The sequence below is a fragment of the uncultured Bradyrhizobium sp. genome (assembly GCF_947648125.1).
Lineage (GTDB): Bacteria > Pseudomonadota > Alphaproteobacteria > Rhizobiales > Xanthobacteraceae > Bradyrhizobium.
On the sequence record NZ_CANSMR010000012.1, the window covers coordinates 39,315 to 55,770 of the forward strand.

Annotated in this window: 13 protein-coding genes; 9 read left to right on the forward strand and 4 right to left on the reverse strand. The window is 65.2% G+C overall.

Translation table 11 applies throughout. The features are described from left to right. The first annotated feature begins 40 nt into the window (after positions 1-40). A complete protein-coding gene (locus Q0030_RS21490; RefSeq protein WP_298371447.1) occupies positions 41-1,132 on the forward strand; it encodes a glycosyltransferase in 1,092 nt (363 codons plus the stop codon). Here Q0030_RS21490 and Q0030_RS21495 read toward each other — a convergent pair. Both Q0030_RS21495 and Q0030_RS21500 read right to left on the reverse strand, forming a co-directional pair. Next, the gene (locus Q0030_RS21495; protein ID WP_298371448.1) at positions 1,129-2,448 is read right to left on the reverse strand and encodes an O-antigen ligase; all 1,320 of its coding nucleotides are present in this window, start codon (positions 2,446-2,448) and stop codon (positions 1,129-1,131) included. The genes Q0030_RS21490 and Q0030_RS21495 overlap by 4 nt on opposite strands. Continuing rightward, the gene (locus Q0030_RS21500; protein WP_298371450.1) at positions 2,445-3,440 is read right to left on the reverse strand and encodes a glycosyltransferase; all 996 of its coding nucleotides are present in this window, start codon (positions 3,438-3,440) and stop codon (positions 2,445-2,447) included. The genes Q0030_RS21495 and Q0030_RS21500 overlap by 4 nt, the downstream gene beginning before the upstream one ends. 404 nt (positions 3,441-3,844) lie before the next feature. Here Q0030_RS21500 and Q0030_RS21505 point away from each other — a divergent pair, with 404 nt between their 5' ends. Then, positions 3,845-4,933 (forward strand): radical SAM protein, encoded by a 1,089-nt coding sequence (locus tag Q0030_RS21505; protein ID WP_298371452.1) that lies wholly within the window; start codon positions 3,845-3,847, stop codon positions 4,931-4,933. 196 nt (positions 4,934-5,129) lie between these two features. On the opposite strand, the gene Q0030_RS21510 is transcribed toward Q0030_RS21505, so the two are convergent. After that, positions 5,130-6,098, reverse strand: coding sequence for a hypothetical protein (locus Q0030_RS21510; RefSeq protein ID WP_298371454.1), 969 nt, complete (start codon positions 6,096-6,098; stop codon positions 5,130-5,132). A gap of 419 nt (positions 6,099-6,517) precedes the next feature. On the opposite strand from Q0030_RS21510, the gene Q0030_RS21515 reads away from it, so the two are divergent. The 7 genes from Q0030_RS21515 (at position 6,518) to Q0030_RS21545 (ending at position 15,690) form a co-directional block, all read left to right on the forward strand. Further along, positions 6,518-7,444, forward strand: coding sequence for a DUF6492 family protein (locus Q0030_RS21515; RefSeq protein ID WP_298371456.1), 927 nt, complete (start codon positions 6,518-6,520; stop codon positions 7,442-7,444). After that, on the forward strand, positions 7,438-8,880 hold the full coding sequence (locus Q0030_RS21520) for an oligosaccharide flippase family protein (RefSeq protein ID WP_298371457.1): 1,443 nt from the start codon (positions 7,438-7,440) through the stop codon (positions 8,878-8,880). The genes Q0030_RS21515 and Q0030_RS21520 overlap by 7 nt, the downstream gene beginning before the upstream one ends. A gap of 4 nt (positions 8,881-8,884) precedes the next feature. Beyond that, entirely contained in the window at positions 8,885-9,703 is an 819-nt protein-coding gene (locus Q0030_RS21525; RefSeq protein ID WP_298371459.1) for a class I SAM-dependent methyltransferase, read from the forward strand. Further along, positions 9,700-10,452 (forward strand): polysaccharide deacetylase family protein, encoded by a 753-nt coding sequence (locus Q0030_RS21530; RefSeq protein ID WP_298371461.1) that lies wholly within the window; start codon positions 9,700-9,702, stop codon positions 10,450-10,452. The genes Q0030_RS21525 and Q0030_RS21530 overlap by 4 nt, the downstream gene beginning before the upstream one ends. 153 nt (positions 10,453-10,605) lie before the next feature. Next, positions 10,606-12,924 (forward strand): exopolysaccharide transport family protein, encoded by a 2,319-nt coding sequence (locus Q0030_RS21535; RefSeq protein ID WP_298371462.1) that lies wholly within the window; start codon positions 10,606-10,608, stop codon positions 12,922-12,924. A 65-nt stretch (positions 12,925-12,989) separates the two neighbouring features. Then, complete coding sequence (locus tag Q0030_RS21540) at positions 12,990-14,096, forward strand: cellulase family glycosylhydrolase (RefSeq protein WP_298371464.1); 1,107 nt, start codon at positions 12,990-12,992, stop codon at positions 14,094-14,096. A 91-nt stretch (positions 14,097-14,187) separates the two neighbouring features. Then, positions 14,188-15,690 (forward strand): hypothetical protein, encoded by a 1,503-nt coding sequence (locus Q0030_RS21545; RefSeq protein ID WP_298371466.1) that lies wholly within the window; start codon positions 14,188-14,190, stop codon positions 15,688-15,690. A gap of 61 nt (positions 15,691-15,751) precedes the next feature. On the opposite strand, the gene Q0030_RS21550 is transcribed toward Q0030_RS21545, so the two are convergent. Beyond that, positions 15,752-16,351 carry a DUF1080 domain-containing protein gene (locus tag Q0030_RS21550; protein WP_298371468.1) on the reverse strand — a complete coding sequence of 200 codons (600 nt, stop codon included), beginning with the start codon at positions 16,349-16,351 and terminating at the stop codon, positions 15,752-15,754. Positions 16,352-16,456 lie beyond the last annotated feature (105 nt).

The following is a 16,456-nucleotide window of genomic DNA, read 5'->3' on the forward strand; positions in this document are numbered from 1 at the left end:
CGACGTTTCCGGAGCCGGCCGCCGTGGCCGACAGGACTGAATGACCAAACCACCCCGATATCGCGCGCTGTTTCTCGGCGCCGGGCCGCGGATGCACTGCGGCGTCGGGCAGTTCACCCGCCTGCTGCAGGAGACGCTCGACAAAATCGAGCCCGGCGCCAGCACGGCGTTAACCCTGACCCAGACCGACGGCACGATCGCCGAGATCTGGCGCGCGGTCGGCAGCGCGGACAGCGTGGTCTGCAACTTCCCGATCGTGGCCTGGAAGCGCGTGATCGCGCGCCCGCTGCTCGCGCTGCTGTTTGCCCGGCTGCGCCGCCGCAAGGTTGTCTTGATTCAGCACGAATGGGCGGGCCTCAACGGCATCCGCCGGCTGACCTATATCCCCGCTTTGTGGCTCGCCAACACCATCGTGATGTTCTCGCCGCTGGTGCGCCGCGAGCTCGCTGACGACCGGATCATGCGCGGCATGGTGCGGAAATGCGTGCTGGCGCCGCTGCCCCCGAACATCGCGGCGCCGGCCGGCTTCACGGACTCGATGCTGTTGCAGCGGCTCGTCGCGGCGCGCAGCAACGGCCAGCTCATCGTCGGGCATTTCGGCTCGATCTATCCCGGCAAGCAGCCGAACGGGCTGCTCGAGATCGGCGCGATCCTGAAGCAGCGAGGCCTGCAGCCCTTGATCGTCTATGTCGGCTCCTTCATCCGCGGCACCGACAACATCGAGCAGAAATTCTACGCCCGCGTCGCCGAGCTGGGGCTCAAGGGCGACGTGATCGTCTCCGGCTATGTCGCCTCCGATCACGAGGTGTTCGGCCTGCTCGGCGAGATCGACGTGTTCTGCTATTCGCTGGCCGAGGGCCTGACCGCGCGGCGCTCCAGCATCCTGGCCTGCGTGCAGTCGGGCCGGCCGCTGATCGTCACCGGCCCGGCGCTGCCGGATGAATTCGACCACCATCCGCGCTTCAAGGAATTGATCGATCGCGGCGCCATCCTGCTGGTGCCGCGCGACGCCGACAGCGCGGCCTATGCCGACCGGATCGTCGCGGCGCTGAAGCGGCCGACCGTCCCGGTGCCGTTCGATTTCGACGGCTGGTGGACGGACGTTGCCAACGCGGTCCGCGCGCAGTTCTAGACCTCACCCCGCATCCGGAACCGGGCCAGATAATGCAGCCCGAACACCGCGATCAGGAACGTCACCCAGATCGTGTCGGCGCGATCGAGGAAGAAGCTCTCCATCGACGACAGGTAGAGACCGAACAGCCAGATCCGCAGGAACAGCATCGTCAGCGGCGCATCATTGCCGCCGCGATCCGCGGCCTGGAAGTCGCGCAACGGCTTGACGACAACAGCCGCGATCAGCAGCACGAGACCGGGCAGACCGGTCCCGAGCGCGGTGTCGAGATAGCCATTATGGCTGTGCGAGGCGTAGCCCGCCCACTCCTTGCCTTCCTGCAAATTCTGGATCGCGCTGGTGCCCCAGAACGACTCGAAGCCGTAGCCGGTCCATAGCCGCTGGTGCAGCGATTCGAGGGCGAAGGCCCAGATGTCGGCGCGGCCGGTGAAGGAGGTGTCGATCGGCATCCGGTCGGCGATCGCGGCGAGCGTGTCGCTCATCACGATGCCGACGCTGAACAGATTGAGCAGCACCAGCGGCGTCAGCAGCAGCAGCGCACGGCCCGACAGCGAGCGGATCACCGGCATCACCGCGGTCAGCATCAGCACGGCGACACAGAGCACGATCGCGCTCTTGCCGGCGGTGAAGAACAGGAACACCGCGGCAAGCCCGGTCACGGCGATGCCCGACAGCCAGCCGCCGGCCCGCATCAGATAGATGCCGAGAAAGATCAGCATCGCCATCATCGCGGCCGCGACGTTCTTGTGGCCGAACGCGCCGCGCCAGTTGCCGGCAAGCGCCGGCTCCTGCGGATCGGTGGCCTGGTGAATCGACAGATGCGGCGCCAGGAGGACGCCGAGGTAACATGTCACAAGCAGGACAAGCGCAGCGATGCCGAACCAGCGCATCAATTCGCCCTGCGATTTCGGCAGCAGCAGCAGCGTCGCAGTCACCACGATGACGAACACCGACAACGCCAGGCGGCGCAGCGAGGTGGCGGGATCAGACGACAGCACGACGGTGATGCAAATCCAACCGGCGAACAGCAGGAAGGCCGGCGTCAGCAATGATTTCAGCGCCGGCTGATTGTCGCGCAGGGTCAGCGCCAGCATCGCGACCATCAGCACGCCGAACACGGCGTAAAGCACCGCATCCTTGCCGGTGACCACGTCGCCGACATAGAAGCCGCTCAGATCCGCGAACGGACGCAGCGATATCCAGACCAGCAGGAGAATGCCGACAAAGAATGCGCCGCGGACGATATCCATCACCGGCCGGCGCGCAATGTCGGCGATCAGCGCCCGGCTCTCCGCGGTGACGGACAACTCACTCACGACGCGATCTTGGAAGCTGCGTAGGGCTGCGGCTCGATGCCGAGTACCGCAAGCGCGCTGCCGACCGCGACCACCATCGGGTGCATCGCAATCACCGCTTGATGCTCGCGCAACACGATGCGCGTGAAGCGATACAGCGAGAACGGCACCAGGCCGAACATCTTGGCCTTGACGGCCGCGCGCGACCACATTGTCCGCGCCGCCTTGCGCTCGATGTGATAGTTGATCGCGCCGATCCGCAATCCGCGCCGCACGATCCAGCCGAGATTGGTCCGGGTCGACGGAACGGTCTCGCTGATGACGGCGTCCGTGACCCAGAAGAAGCGAAAGCCGGCGCGGCGCGCCCGCGCGAAGAAATCGTGGTCGCCGCCGCCGAGGAAGTTGAAACGCAGGTCGAAGGCGGGCTGTCCGAGCTTGTCGAACACCGCGCGCCGGATCAGGCAATTGCCGCAGCCATAGATCACCGGAACCGGACCGCTGGCATGATAGGCCGGCGCGAACGCCGGATGCCGCTTGAGGCTGCGCTTGTGCTCATCATCGAAATTCGGCCACACCGGCCCGCCGACGATCTCGGCGCCGGAGCTCTCGGCGGCCTGCACCATCCGCTCCAGCCAGTCGGGCGAGGCGACCTCGTCGTCGTCGATCATCAAAAGGTTTTTGGCGTTCGGAAAGGTCTCGAGCGCGGTCTCGAACGCCGCGTTGATCGCCCGGCAATTGCCCTGCCGCGGCTCGACGATGCAGACGCCGCGAAGCTTGCCGGAATTGAGAAACTCGGCCGCGACGGGCGCGCTCTCGCAGCGCGCCGCATCGTTCTCGACCACGACGATCGCGAAGCTGCGCTCGGTGCGCTGCGCCGCCACGGACTCCAGCGTCAGCCGCAGGTGCTTCGGGCGCCGGAAGCTCGGAATGCAGATGACGGTCTCGACGGAGCAATCCAGCGCGGGCGAGGTGGTTACCCAGGCGCGGTCCGCCACAGCAAGCTCGGTCGACATCTCCATGCCCTCCTGGCAATCGCGATCCGCACGACGCATCATCCCGGCACGGATCGGAATGGGACATGGCCGTCCCAAAGTGACCGACACCGGCGGCAATACGGACGCGGATCGAACGTTACGGCGACCTCATGGCAAAATCCGCTCCAGACGAGACCCGCGTTACCGCAACTTCGTCGCAAGGTTAATTTGAAGTCGAACGAAGTGATTTACAGGGACAGACGGCTGCGTGGGAGCGAGGCCTCGCGATCGGCGCCACGGTGTTAGCTGATCCTTAGGGTTAAGAGCCGTCACGCGCGCGCGCAGCGTGCCTTGCGCTCCAGTTGGCATTCAATTTGCTGATCACCCCATAAATCCTCGATCGATCCGGTCGCAACAACGCAAAACACTGCCAGAGGTTCACCTTGAAAGCGCTCGACCTCGTCTCGCTCGGCACCAAGCATGTCCGCAATGCCCTCTCGGAAGAGCTCTATTTGCGTACCGGACGCGACGTCACCCGTCCGGCCGCGATCTTCGCCGAGGTGGTCGAACGCTGCAATTACAAGTGCCGTTACTGCGACTACTGGCGCCGTCCGAACTATCGCGACGAGATGTCGATCGCCGAATGGCAGCGCGCTCTCGCGAGCCTGAAGGAATTCATCGGCGCCTTTCACGTCGAGTTCGCCGGCGGCGAGCCCTACATCAAGAAGGGCGTTCTCGACCTCTTGCGGTTCTGCCGCGACAACGACATCCACTGGGGCGTCACCACCAATGGCGGCGCCTACCTCAACAGGAAGATCGTGGCGCAAACCGTTGAGGCGCGCCCGTTCAACATCAACATCTCGATCGATTCCACCGACCCCAAGATTCACAACTACTCACGCGGCGTCGAGAACTCGCTGAACGACATCGTGCAAGGCATCCGCAACGTCGCCGAACAGCGCCGTGCCGAAGGTCTGGATTTCCCGATCATCATCAAGCCGGTCGTGCACCGGCTGAACTTCCGCCGCCTGCCCGAATTGGTCGACTGGATCCAGGAGATCGGCGCCACCGCGCTGAGCTTCCAGCCGGTCGAGCAAGGCACGCAGGAGGTCGAGGACGAGCTGTGGATCGGCGAGAGCGAGCTGGACGATCTCATCAAGGTCCGCGACGAGCTGCTGCGGTTGAAGCGAGAGGGCGCGCCGATCCTCAACGGCGAGGCCGTGCTGCGAGCCTGGCCGAACCATTTCCGCCGCGAGAAAGCGCCGAAGGAAGTGATGCCCTGCCGCGTCGGCATGCGCAATTACTTCATCCGCTCCGACGGTCGCCTGGAAACGTGCTGGTTCTTCAAGCCGATCGGCAACGTGCGCACCCAGACCGCACGCGAGATCTGGTACAGCGAGGAAGCCCGGGCCCGCCGCAAGGAGACCGTCGCCTGCGACAAGCTCTGCCTGTTCACCTGCCTCGCGCAGCGCACGCTGCAGGACAAGCTGAAGATGGGCCTGACGCTGTTGACCAACACCAAGGCCGCCTGACAGCCGAGAGCTTGAGCCTTTCTAACCGTCTGAAGTGTGACTCACTTTTCGTCATGCCCGGCCTTGTGCCGGGCATCCACGTCTTTGCGTCAGTTGCGCAAGAAAGACGTGGATGGCCGGGACGAGCCCGGCCATGACGGGCTTGCGAAAGGCGCCTGATTTCTGCTGCCGCCTTTTGAACAGACTACACCGCCGGTCAACCCCCAAACAATTTTCGAAACAGGCTGGCGGATTCCGGAAACTGGCCGTTGTCGATCTGCGTCGGCCACAGACCGTCGACATCGAAATAGGCCGCGTAGGCGATCGCAGCCTGATTGGCGGCGAACCAGTCGTGCATCTGCTGCACGAAAAACGCGTTGTCGCCGGACTGGCCGACGCCCCATTCCGGATAGCTCATCAGCTTGCCGTGCTTCGCTGCGAACGTCCGCTGCCATTCGAGACCGAACGGCGCCTTCAGACAGGAATTGGTCCAGCGCTCCGCGGCGCTGCCGTCCGATTTGAAGTCGTAGACGTCGAGACCGATGAAATCGACCACGTCATCGCCGGGATAGGCGGCGTCGGCAGGCATGTCCTGCGCTCCCCAGCCCGGACACCAGTCGAACTTGAAACTGCGGGAATGTCGGCGGAAGATTCCAACCACGCGGCGGAACGCCCTGATGTAATCGTCCTCATGGCGCTTGGCGAACCAGCCCGAGTTGGAGATGTTCATCTCCCAGCCGAGGCGGATGATCGCCTTCGGATGCGCCGCGCCGATGGCGCGCGCGGCCGCCTCGAACTCGGCATCGTGCAGGCCGCCCGCGACATCAGCGAGCGGCGTGCCTGACATGCTGAGCGGCACTGACCAGGCCAGATTGCGCGCCGGATTGAGCTTCTTCCAGAGCCCCGGCACCCAATCGAGCTTGTGAAAGTCGTCCCAGCTGCTCTGGCCGTAGAAGTCGACGCCGAGCACTGACGACCGCGGCCGACTGAGCCATGTCTCCCAAGCCTGCAACACATGCTCGCGGCCGGTGTCGCCCCATTTGACGAAGGCGCCGGCGAACCGCGCCGAACCCGTCCCGAGCTGCGATCGGGCTGACGGCGCGGCCCGCGCGGTCGACAGTCCGCTCAGGGCCAGCGCCGCGAATGCGAGGGCACCGCGCCGCGTGATTCCGCGATCAGTCGGCATCGTGCGCTCCAGCCAGCTCGCTTGCGGCAAGCGTACCAAAAGCACACAGCGCCGACAGTGCGGATGTCTCGAAATGGACGGATGGTGCGGCGCGCCGTTCGGCCGTGCCGTTTACCCGCCGGAAATGCCACCGAATCTGCATACGCACTCACCTGCGCCGACCTCGTCGGCATGCGAGACGCCAGCACTGCAATATCCGGGCAACATCCCGGTCCAGCGTCAAAATCGCGCAGCCGAACGATGATTGCCGATCCGTTAACGGCCGCGGCGAGCCGTCATTTAGCAATCGTTAACCATCAACGCCGCCGATAGGGTCATCAAATCTCTCCGGCACCGATCTTGCTGAACTGGGGTTCAGGACAATTCCGGGCGGCCACGATGTGCCGCCGCGACACGGTGTCGCCGGAGAGAGTTACGAGATGAACCCTGTCGCGTTGCTGACCCCGACCTACGGGCGCGATCTGGAAATCTGCACGCTGCTCTGCGAGAGCGTGGATCGTCACGTCACGTCGTTCTCCAGGCACTATCTGCTGGTCCCGGATTGCGACCTGCCGCTGTTCGCGCCGCTGGCCAGCGAGCGCCGCATCATCATTCCGGCCTCCTCCTTCCTGCCCGACTGGCTGCGGCCGCTGCCGCGCATGATCCAGCGCAAGCGCCGCCAATTCTGGTGGTCGCTGCGCGCCAAGCCGGTGAACGGCTGGCACGTGCAGCAGATCCTGAAGATCGCGGCGACGATCGCGTTGCCTTATGAGCGGTTCTGCATCCTGGATTCCGACATCGTGTTCTTTCGCGATTTCGACCTTTCGCGCTTCCAGTATCCGAACACGATCCCGCTGCTGAAAATGGCCGATGCCGTCACCGCCGACCAGCCGCGCCATTCGCGCTGGCTCGAGACCAGCCATCAGCTGATCGGCCTGCCGACGCCGCCGTTCCCGGCACCGGATTTCATCGGACACATCATCTTCTGGGACAAGCAGACCACCCGCGCGCTCACTGAGCGCATCGAGGCCGTCACCGGGATGAGCTGGATCGAGGCGCTGTGCCGGACCCGCGAGTTCTCCGAATACCTGCTCTACGGTTTCTTCGTCGAAAACGACGGGTCCGCCGCATTGCGTCACTCCGACGTGCCGAAGACGCCATGCGTCAGCTACTGGGACGATCCGACGCTGAGCAAGGACGAACTCACCCGGCTGCTGCTGCGCGCCAACAGGGACGACGTCGCGTTCTCGATCGCATCGTTCTCGGGGACACCGGTCGCGACGATTCGCGAGGTCGTGGCCGAGAGCGACGCCATCCTGGCGTCGTCGGCGGCGACAAGGCTTTCGGAGCTCGCCGCATCATGCTGATCGGACAGGCCAGCATCAACCTGACCGCCAACGTGCTCTCGGCGCTGCTTGGACTGCTCAGCGTGTTCGTTTTCACGCGGCTGTTCGCACCGCACGACTATGGCATCTTTCTGCTCGGTGTCGGATTCGCCTCGGTCATATCGGTCTTCCTGGTCGGGTGGTTTCGCAACCTGATCCTGAGCGGCCACGCCCGCAACGACGGCACCGACGTCCGCGGCCTGGTCGCGTCGGGTTACCTGATCTGCTGCCTCACCGCGCCGATCGCCTACCTGCTGGCCCGCCTCGTCGGCCTCGATGCCGCCGCCGCGCTCGCGGCCGTGGTTCTCGCCATTGCGATCGGCCTGTTCGAGCTGACGCAGGATCTGCTGCGGGCACGGCTGAAGGCGCTCTCGGTCATGAAGGCGACGCTGGTCCGCGCGGCCGCCCTGCTCGGCCTTGGCGTCGTGGTTGCGCTGGTCAGCCCGACCGGCGTGCTGCTGCTGCTCGCGGCCGCCACGGCCTATCTCTTCGCCGTGCTCGTGCAATCGCGCAGCGCATGGCGCGGCACCATCGTCAATTTCGACCGTGCCGACCTGCGGTCGCTCGCCCGCACCGGCTTGCCGCTGACCTTGTCGCTGACGCTGCTCGCGATCTCGAGCGTGACCGATCGCTTCATGATCGCCAACCTGATCGGCGCGGCCGATGCCGGCAAATATGTCGCGGCGCTCGACCTGGTGCGCCAGGCACTGATGATGCCGGCGATGAGCATGGCCGCGGCGTTCTTTCCGATAGCCGTGCAGATCCATGCCCGGCAAGGCGACGCCGCGGTCAGGACCCATCTCGCCGATTGCCTCGAGCTGCTTGCCGGCGTCACGTTGCCGGCCTGTCTCGGCTTCGCGCTGATCGCCCCGCATGTCGCCAACATCATCCTCGGCGCCGACTTCCGCGCGGTTGCCAGCGAGATCATGCCGGTCATCGCGATCGCCGTGCTGTTCCAGGTGCTGACGCAGCAATATCTGCATGCGAGCTTTCTGCTGTCGGGACGCAACTCCTTCTACCTGATCAACACCGCCTCGATCATCGCCGCGAATGTGATCCTGTCCTACGTGCTGGTCAGCCTTGACGGCACCATCGGCGCGGCATGGGCGCGGCTTGGCGCCGACACCGCGGGCTTTGTCTGTGCTCTGATCCTGAGCCGCTTCGCTTTCCGGATTCCGATCCCGCTCGGCCGGCTCGCGCTGATCGCGATCGCCGCGCTCGCGATGGCGCTCACCGTCGGCGCGCTCGACCGCGCTCTCGACCTCGCCGATCTCCCCGCCAGCATCGTGCTGATCGGAGCCGGGCTCGCCGTCTACGCCGCGCTCTGCTGGCTGTTCGACATCGCGCGGCTGCGCGGCCGGCTGAAGCAGGGCCTTGTCATATTCCACACCAGATCCGCAAACAGCAACGTTGGATGAGCCGATGAACAGATCCCTCGCGCTTGCTACGCGTCCCGTCCCGCTCACCGAACTCCCGATGCCCGTCCCAGCCGAAATCCATCCGGAATCACTGCTGGCCTTGCCGCCCGGCGAAGCCAAGCAGAGCCTGCTCACGGTTCACAGCATCCTCGAGGCCCGGCTGCCGGCCGGTCCGCTCTCGATCTACGAAGCCGGCGGCGGCTCGACCAGCTATCTGCCGCTCGGCGTGCTGCGCCGTTCACATGTGACCGTCGTCGACATCGACGCCGATCAGATCCGCAACAACAGCTATGCGCAGGAAGCCATCCTCGGTGACATCCAGACCTATCGCTTCACGCCGCAGCAGCGTTTCGACCTGATCATCTGCTACAACGTCATCGAGCACATCCCCGATGTAGGGGCCGTGCTGAGCGGGTTCTGCGAGGCGCTGAAGCCGAACGGGCTGCTCTTGATCGGCGCACCGAACCCGAAGTCGCTGTCGGGCGTCGTCACGAAATACTCCCCGCACTGGTTCCACGTCTGGTTCTACCGCCATGTGCGCGGCGAGAAGCACGCCGGACTGCCGGGCGAGGCGCCGTTCCCGACCCATTTCCATCCGCTGGTGACCCTCGGCAACCTCGAGGCGTTCGTGGCCGGCCGCGGACTGCAGGTCATCTACCGGAAGAAATACGAAAGCCCGCGCTATCCCGAGATGCGGCGGCGCAAGCCGCTGCTGGCCGCGCTGATCGACGCGGGCGCGAAGGCGGTGAACGCACTGCTGCCGGGCAAGATCGACGTCCGGCACGGCGACTACCACGTGATCTTGCGGAAGCTTGGCTCATGAACGCATTGTGGTCGGAAGCCAGGGTCAAAGTCAGCCACCGGTTGGCAATGCATGTGCAGGTCGAGCGTTTTCGCCTGAACAATGCCACGCCGATGGTCACCTTCACCTTTGACGATCTGCCGAAGAGCGCGGCGACATTCGGCGCCGACATCCTGGAATCCTACGGCGCCCGCGGCACGTTCTACGTGTCGGGCGGCCTGGTTGGACTGGACGCACCGGACTGGACCACCGGCAGCGCCGACGACGTCATCTCGCTGCATCGCCGTGGCCATGAGGTCGGCTGCCACACGTTCTCGCACCGCCGCGCCTGCGACCTCGACGAGACCTCGCTGGCCGCGGAGATCGCGCGCAACCGGACCTATTTCCATTCGCTCGATCCGACCATGCCGGTCGAGACCTTCGCCTATCCGTTCGGCTACGGCTCCTACGCGCGGAAGCACCAATTGAGGTCCGAGTTCCGCACCTGCCGCAGCATCGTGCCTGGCGTGAACAGCGGCGAGGTCGACCTGCAATTCCTCCGCGCTATGCCGCTGATCGACCGCCAAATGTCCCGCGACCGGATCGACATGGCCTTCGCCGAGGCGGCACACATGAACGGCTGGTTAATTTTCTACAGCCACGACGTCGCCGACGCGCCGAGCCTCTATGGCTGCACGCCCGGCCTGCTGACCTACGCGCTGGAGGCGGCGGCGCGGCGCAATGTCCCTGTGCTGACGATGGCGGAGGCGTTCCGATGCGCCCGCGCTTAAACCCTTTGTTTGCCTTTCTGGTGAATAGTCGGCGAATGAGTATGGTTAATTTTTCGTGTTGCGCGTTTTCCGCGTCGTCTCGTGCGCGTTGCGTGGCCCGAAAGAGTGCTCCTCAGCCGATGCGTGCGGCCATTCAGACGGAAGCTGGGGTCGATGCTTAGCTATGACCAGCCGATCAACCGGGCCAAACCGGAGCCGCGCCGGGCCGCGATCCCGGCCGGCTTCAACGTGCTCGAGCTGGTCCGGCTGTTGTGGGTGCGCAAGGTCGCGATCGTCTCAGCTGCGCTGCTCTGCGCCTGCATCGCGGTCGCCATCGGCAAGAGCCTGACACCGAAATATACCGCGGGCGCCCAGCTCTATGTCGACCCGCGCGAGCTGCAGCTGGTCGAGCGCGAGCTGACCCCGCGCGCCCAGGACGTCTCCGGCCTCTCGATGGTGGTCGAGAGCCAGTCGCGCCTGATCACATCCAACAACGTGCTGCTGCAGGTGATCCGCGACACCAACCTGGTGAAGGATCCCGAGTTCGGCGGTGGCGCCGCGAGCCGCGGTCTGCTCGCCTCGGTGCTCGGCCTGTTTGGCATCGAACCGCGCACGACGGCGGAGCAGCAACAGCAGATCGAGATGAACACGCTCGACACACTGAACCGGCATATCAACGTCAAGAAGACCGATCGCACCTTCATCGTCGACATCGACGTGTGGTCGCACGATCCAGTCAAGGCGGCGATGCTCGCCAACGCGATCGCCAAGGCCTATCTCACCGAGTCCAAGCAGTCGCAGGCGGAGGCCGCGCGGCGCGCCACCCGCGACCTGTCCGGCCGGCTGAAGGAGCTGCAGCAGCGCCTGCGCAACGCCGAAGAGGCGCTTGCGACCTACAAGGCGCAGAACAACTTCGTCGGCTCGCAGGACAATCTGCTCACCGACCAGCAGCTCTCGGTCGGCAACCAGCGGCTGGCCGCGGCGCGGGCGCTCACGCTCGATGCGCAGGCCAAGTATGACCAGATCGAAGCCAGCCGCCGCGGGTCGATGGACGCGGGCGCGACCGCCGAGGCGCTGCAGTCGCCGACCATCGCCAATCTGCGCTCGCAATATGCCGATGCCAAGAAGCGCCAGGCCGAGCTGCAGGGCGAGCTCGGGCCGCGCCATCCGGCGCTACGCCAGGTCGAGCAGCAGGTCGAGGACCTGCGCCGGACCATCAAGGAAGAGATCGACCGCTTTGCGGTATCCGCCAAGAACGATCTGACCCGGGCGCGCGACTATGAAGCGTCGCTCAACAAGGCGCTCGACGTTCAGAAGCACCAGAGCGTGCAGATGAGCCAGGCGTCGGTGCGGCTGCGCGAGCTCGAGCGCGAGGTCGACGCCAGCCGCGACGTCTACCAGTCCTTCCTCAAGCGCTCGCGCGAGACTGAGGAGCAGGAGAGCCTCAACACCTCGAGCGCGCGCGTGATCGGCGATGCGACGATCCCGCAGCAGCGCACGTTCCCGCCGCCGATGACCCTGCTCGCGATGATCGGCTTCATGTTCGGCGGGCTTGCCGCCGCAGCCTGGATCGTTGCGGCCGGCCAGCTGGCGCCCGGCGCCGATCCGATCCGTCCCAGCGTCCTGCCGAAACAGGATGCCGCACCGGAGCGGCAACCCGTCGTCGCCAAGGCCAAGCCGCCCGCGCAGGCCCCGCCCGCGGTGCAGCCGGCTGCCGCTCTCATCGACAAGCCCGTGATCGAGAAGCCGCTGATCGCCGAGCTGCAGGAATCCGACGTCATGCGCACGCTTGGCGGCATCCTGACCGGCGACGGTCCTGCCGACGTCACGCGGTTTGGCTGGCCGACGCTGCGGACCAGTTCGGCACTGGGGCCGTTCTCCAATACGATGCGGCAGATCCATGCGGCGCTGGCGACGGGCTCCGCCCCCGAGGCCGTTCCGGTGCTGGCCGTGATCGGCACAGCCGGCGATCCCGACCGCAGCGTTGTCGCGCTCAACATCGCGCTCGTCGCCGCACGCGACGGCGCCCGCGTCCTGCTGATCGACGCCGACGCAACCGTCCACGCCTTGACCGACAGGGTCGCGCACCCCGTTCAGAGCAGTCCGAGCCGGCTCGACTGGCTCACCATCGGCAGCAAGGCGTCCCGCGCCATCAACACCGCAAACGGCATTGCCATCCTGCCGGCGATCAAGGGCAATCCCGCCAAGGCCAGCGAGGCGATCCAGAAGGCGATCGCGCAAGCGCGCGCCGCCGGCGGCCACGACCTCGTGATCCTCGACGGCCCGCCGATGCCGTCGGGTACGGACGAACGGCGGCTGTTCGACATGGCCGACGGGCTGATCGCGGCGCTGCCAGTGGATCGCGACATCAACGCGTCGATGGAAGACATCATCACCGCGCTCGGTGGCGCCGAGCGCAAGCTTGCCGGTGTCGTGCTCAACGAACTGCTGTCCACCGTCGCAGGCCAGCAGCACGACAGGCAGTATGCGTGAGACACGCGCCAGCTGCGCCGCGTTCGGCGTCGCCGCTGCAACATTGATCGCGAGTTGATCGTCCAATGGCCCGGCTATCGATCCCCGCCATCATCGCCGCCGCATCCATTCTGCTGTCCGTCACCGCCCGGGCCTGCCCCACCCTGATCGAAGGCGTCCCCGTGGACCGGATCAAGGCCTTGTCGCGCGGCGTCAATGCCGACGGCTGGATTGTCGACCCGCGGTCGGCGCCGCCACGCGGCCTGCTGCTCGAACTGCGCAAGGCCGGCCTGACCCACATCCGGCTGCCGGTGCCTGCCGACTTCGTCATGCCGCGCTTCGCCACCAAGGCGGAGATCGACAGCCGGCTGCAAACCGTCGATGCCGCGCTGAAGACCCTGCTCGCACTCGGCTATGCGGTGTCGATCGACTTGCATTCGGGTCAGCACTTCAACGCGCTGCACAAGGACGATCCGCCCGGCGCGATGACTGAAATGAAGAGCGCCTGGACCGCGCTCGCGCGGATCATGCAGCGCTACCCCTCCGATCGCGTCTTTGCGGAACTGCTGAACGAGCCAGAGGTCGATGCCGCGCAATGGCAAGGCGAAGTCCGGGAACTGGCCGGCTTCATTCGCCAATTGCTGCCGCAGACCACGCTGATCACGGGTCCGGTCAATTGGCAGCGTGCGGATTCGCTGCCGGGCTTCACGCCGCTCGACGATCCGAACGTCGTCTATGCCATCCACTTCTACGATCCGATGGTGTTCACCCATCAGGCGCATTGGGACCGTAGCGAGCCGCTCCACGACGTCGTCGGATTGCCCTATCCGATCCGCGCCGACGATCCGAAGGTTCAACAGTTGCGGGAACAGCTGACCGCGCTGAACAAGCCCAAGGCGCTTGCGATGGTCGACCGCGCCATCCAGGGCCCCGGCATCGACAAATGGCTCGAGCCCGCGGCTGCCTGGCAGCGGCAGTATTCCCGTCCGATCATCATCAATGAGTTCGGGGTGCTGAAGGCCGGCGCGCCGCGCGACAGCCGGTTACGCTGGCTCGCGGGCGTCACCGCCTATGCCCGGCAGCAGTGCTGGGGCTGGACCCATTGGGAGATGTCGCAAGGCTTTGGCCTCGCCGATGCCGTCACCGGCAAGGCCGACCGCGACGTGCTGAGGGCGCTGCTCGGGACGCGCTGACCCATCTGGTTAACCGGTTCTTACACAATGCGCGGCTAGATCGACGATGCGGGGTGGCACGCCACCCATCCGGTCATTTAGGTCAGAGCCTGTGCGAGCAGACATAGCCCCGCGGCCGCTGTTGGCCGGCGACCTCGTTCCTGCGCTCGGCATCGCCGTGGCATCGATCGCATTCGCGCCAATCATGCAGGCGGCCAACGCCGGGCTCGCGATCGTCGTCGAAGGCCTGATCGGCTGCGCCATCGCGCTCGCGGCGCCGGCCTATGCGCCGTCGATCGCCGTCTTCATCATCTTCTTCCAGAACCTGTTCGTCTCGATCCTGTCGTCCACCATGACGACCGAGCAGGAGATGGATTTCGTCAAGGGCTACAATTTCCTGATCTGCGCGGTCATGTGGCTGGTCACGTTGGCGCTGTACATGCTGCGCGAGCGCCGGCATTCGCCCGAGATCGACCGGATCATGAATTGGGGGCTGATGACCCTCGCGGTCGTGGGGGTGTATTTCCTGCTCGGCGCCACGCAGGACGCGCATGCGGCCCTGGTCTATCTGCGCAACATCGCCTTTCCGCTGTTTCTGTTTCAGCTGTCGCTGCTGACCGCCGCAACCTTCGAGATCCGCATCACGCCGTTCCTGGTGACCGTCGGCGTGCTCCTGATCGTCTGCGGCTATGTCGAACTGCTGTTTCGCGATTTCTGGCTCGAGATCACCAACGGCTACACGTTCTGGCACTTCGACGAGCTGAAGGCGACCCGCTCCGGAGCCTGGGAAGCCGAGATGCGCCAAACCGGCAATGTCCCGGTCGATCTGATCGACCGCTTCCGCTTCAGCTTTCTCAACAGCCCGTTGTTCGAGGATCTCGGACTGTCGTCGATTTTGCGCATCTTCGGACCGAACATGAGCCCGATCAGCTTCGGCTACGGGATCGCTTTCTCCATCCTGTTCCTGTTCGCGGTCGGATATCGCTGGCTGGCGCTGGTCGCAATCCCGCTGCTGATCCTCTGCAGCGTGAAGGGCGCGCTCATTCTGGTGATCTTCGTGGCGCTGGCCTGGACGGCAACCTGGCTGCTCGGCGCCACCATCACCCTTGCCGTCGCGCTGGTCGGACTCGTGGCGTACGCCATCGCGGCGATCTATATCGGACTCCAGATCGGCGACTTTCACGTGATCGGCTTCATGGGCGGCTGGGATGGATTCCTGCACAACCCGATCGGCCGCGGCCTCGGCGTCGGCGGCAATCTCTCCGAAGGTTACTTCTCGATCGACTGGAACGCCGCGCAAGCGGCCGGCACGATGGACGGCGCGGTGGAGAGCGCCGTCGGCGTCCTGCTCTACCAGATGGGCATCGGCGCAGTGGTGCCGCTTGGCTTCTTCTTTGCGGTGGCGCTGAAGGCCTGGCGCCTCTACGCCTCGTCCGGAATTCTCATTCAAGGGCTCGCTGCGTTCGGCACGATGGTCGTGCTGGTGAACGGCATCTTCCAGGAAGAAGCGCTGTTTGCGCCGCCGGCGCTCGGGCTGTTGCTGTGTCTGACCGGCCTCGTGCTCGGCCATCATCTGCGCACGCAAGACGACGATCTGAAGGTCCCCCGCGGATAGCACACGACACGCGAAGAAAAGCCCGGCCGCGGCGCGACCGGGCTCGCCTCGGTGTGCGCTGTCAGAGCGGCTTGATCTGCACCTTGCGGAACTTGACCACGCCGGAACCATACTGGAGCGCGATGTAGCCGCTGGCGTGCTTGGAATCCTGCGCGTCAACGGTCTTCTGGCCGTTCAGCGTCACGACGAAATGTGGCCCCTGCGCCGTGATCTCGTAGACGTTCCACTTGCCGGCAGCTTTCGGCATCGGATCGACCTTGGCGACGTCGACGATCGCGCCGGTGCCGTAGGTCGGATCGGGCCGCTTGTCGAAGATGTTGACTTCGTAGCAGACCTTGGAGTCGATCACCTTGTTGCCTTCGCAGCGGATGAAGACGCCGCTGTTGGCGTCCTCGTCGGTCCAGAACTCCGCCCGGATCTGGAAATCCTTGTACTGGCTCTTGCTGACGAGATAGGAGAGATCCTTGCCGTCGAGCTTGTCGGCGACCAGCGCGCCGTCCTTCATGGCCCAATTGGCCTTGCCGACCTCGTCCCAGTCGCCCTTCCTGGAGCTGTCGAGCAGCGTGACCCAGCCGTCATCGCCCGATGCGGCGGTGGAAAATTGCAGCGCGGCCGCACCGATCACGAGTCCCGCCGCCAGTATCGACAGATGCTTCTTCAAGGTTATCCTCCCGTCTTTTGGTTGGCGCGCAACCTATCATCGTCCGCAGCGGCGTAAATGCGTTTTTCATATTGCAACTGCGTTGCGTCACGGCCCGATGCCGCA

Excerpts from the sequence above, each read along its gene's own strand:
- Q0030_RS21520 (WP_298371457.1), top strand. The coding sequence starts at position 7,438 with ATGCTGATCGGACAGGCCAGCATCAACCTGACCGCCAACGTGCTCTCG.
- Q0030_RS21515 (WP_298371456.1), top strand. The coding sequence starts at position 6,518 with ATGAACCCTGTCGCGTTGCTGACCCCGACCTACGGGCGCGATCTGGAA.
- Q0030_RS21510 (WP_298371454.1), bottom strand. The coding sequence starts at position 6,098 with ATGCCGACTGATCGCGGAATCACGCGGCGCGGTGCCCTCGCATTCGCG.
- Q0030_RS21490 (WP_298371447.1), top strand. The coding sequence starts at position 41 with ATGACCAAACCACCCCGATATCGCGCGCTGTTTCTCGGCGCCGGGCCG.
- Q0030_RS21530 (WP_298371461.1), top strand. The coding sequence starts at position 9,700 with ATGAACGCATTGTGGTCGGAAGCCAGGGTCAAAGTCAGCCACCGGTTG.
- Q0030_RS21535 (WP_298371462.1), top strand. The coding sequence starts at position 10,606 with ATGCTTAGCTATGACCAGCCGATCAACCGGGCCAAACCGGAGCCGCGC.
- Q0030_RS21540 (WP_298371464.1), top strand. The coding sequence starts at position 12,990 with ATGGCCCGGCTATCGATCCCCGCCATCATCGCCGCCGCATCCATTCTG.
- Q0030_RS21525 (WP_298371459.1), top strand. The coding sequence starts at position 8,885 with ATGAACAGATCCCTCGCGCTTGCTACGCGTCCCGTCCCGCTCACCGAA.
- Q0030_RS21500 (WP_298371450.1), bottom strand. The coding sequence starts at position 3,440 with ATGTCGACCGAGCTTGCTGTGGCGGACCGCGCCTGGGTAACCACCTCG.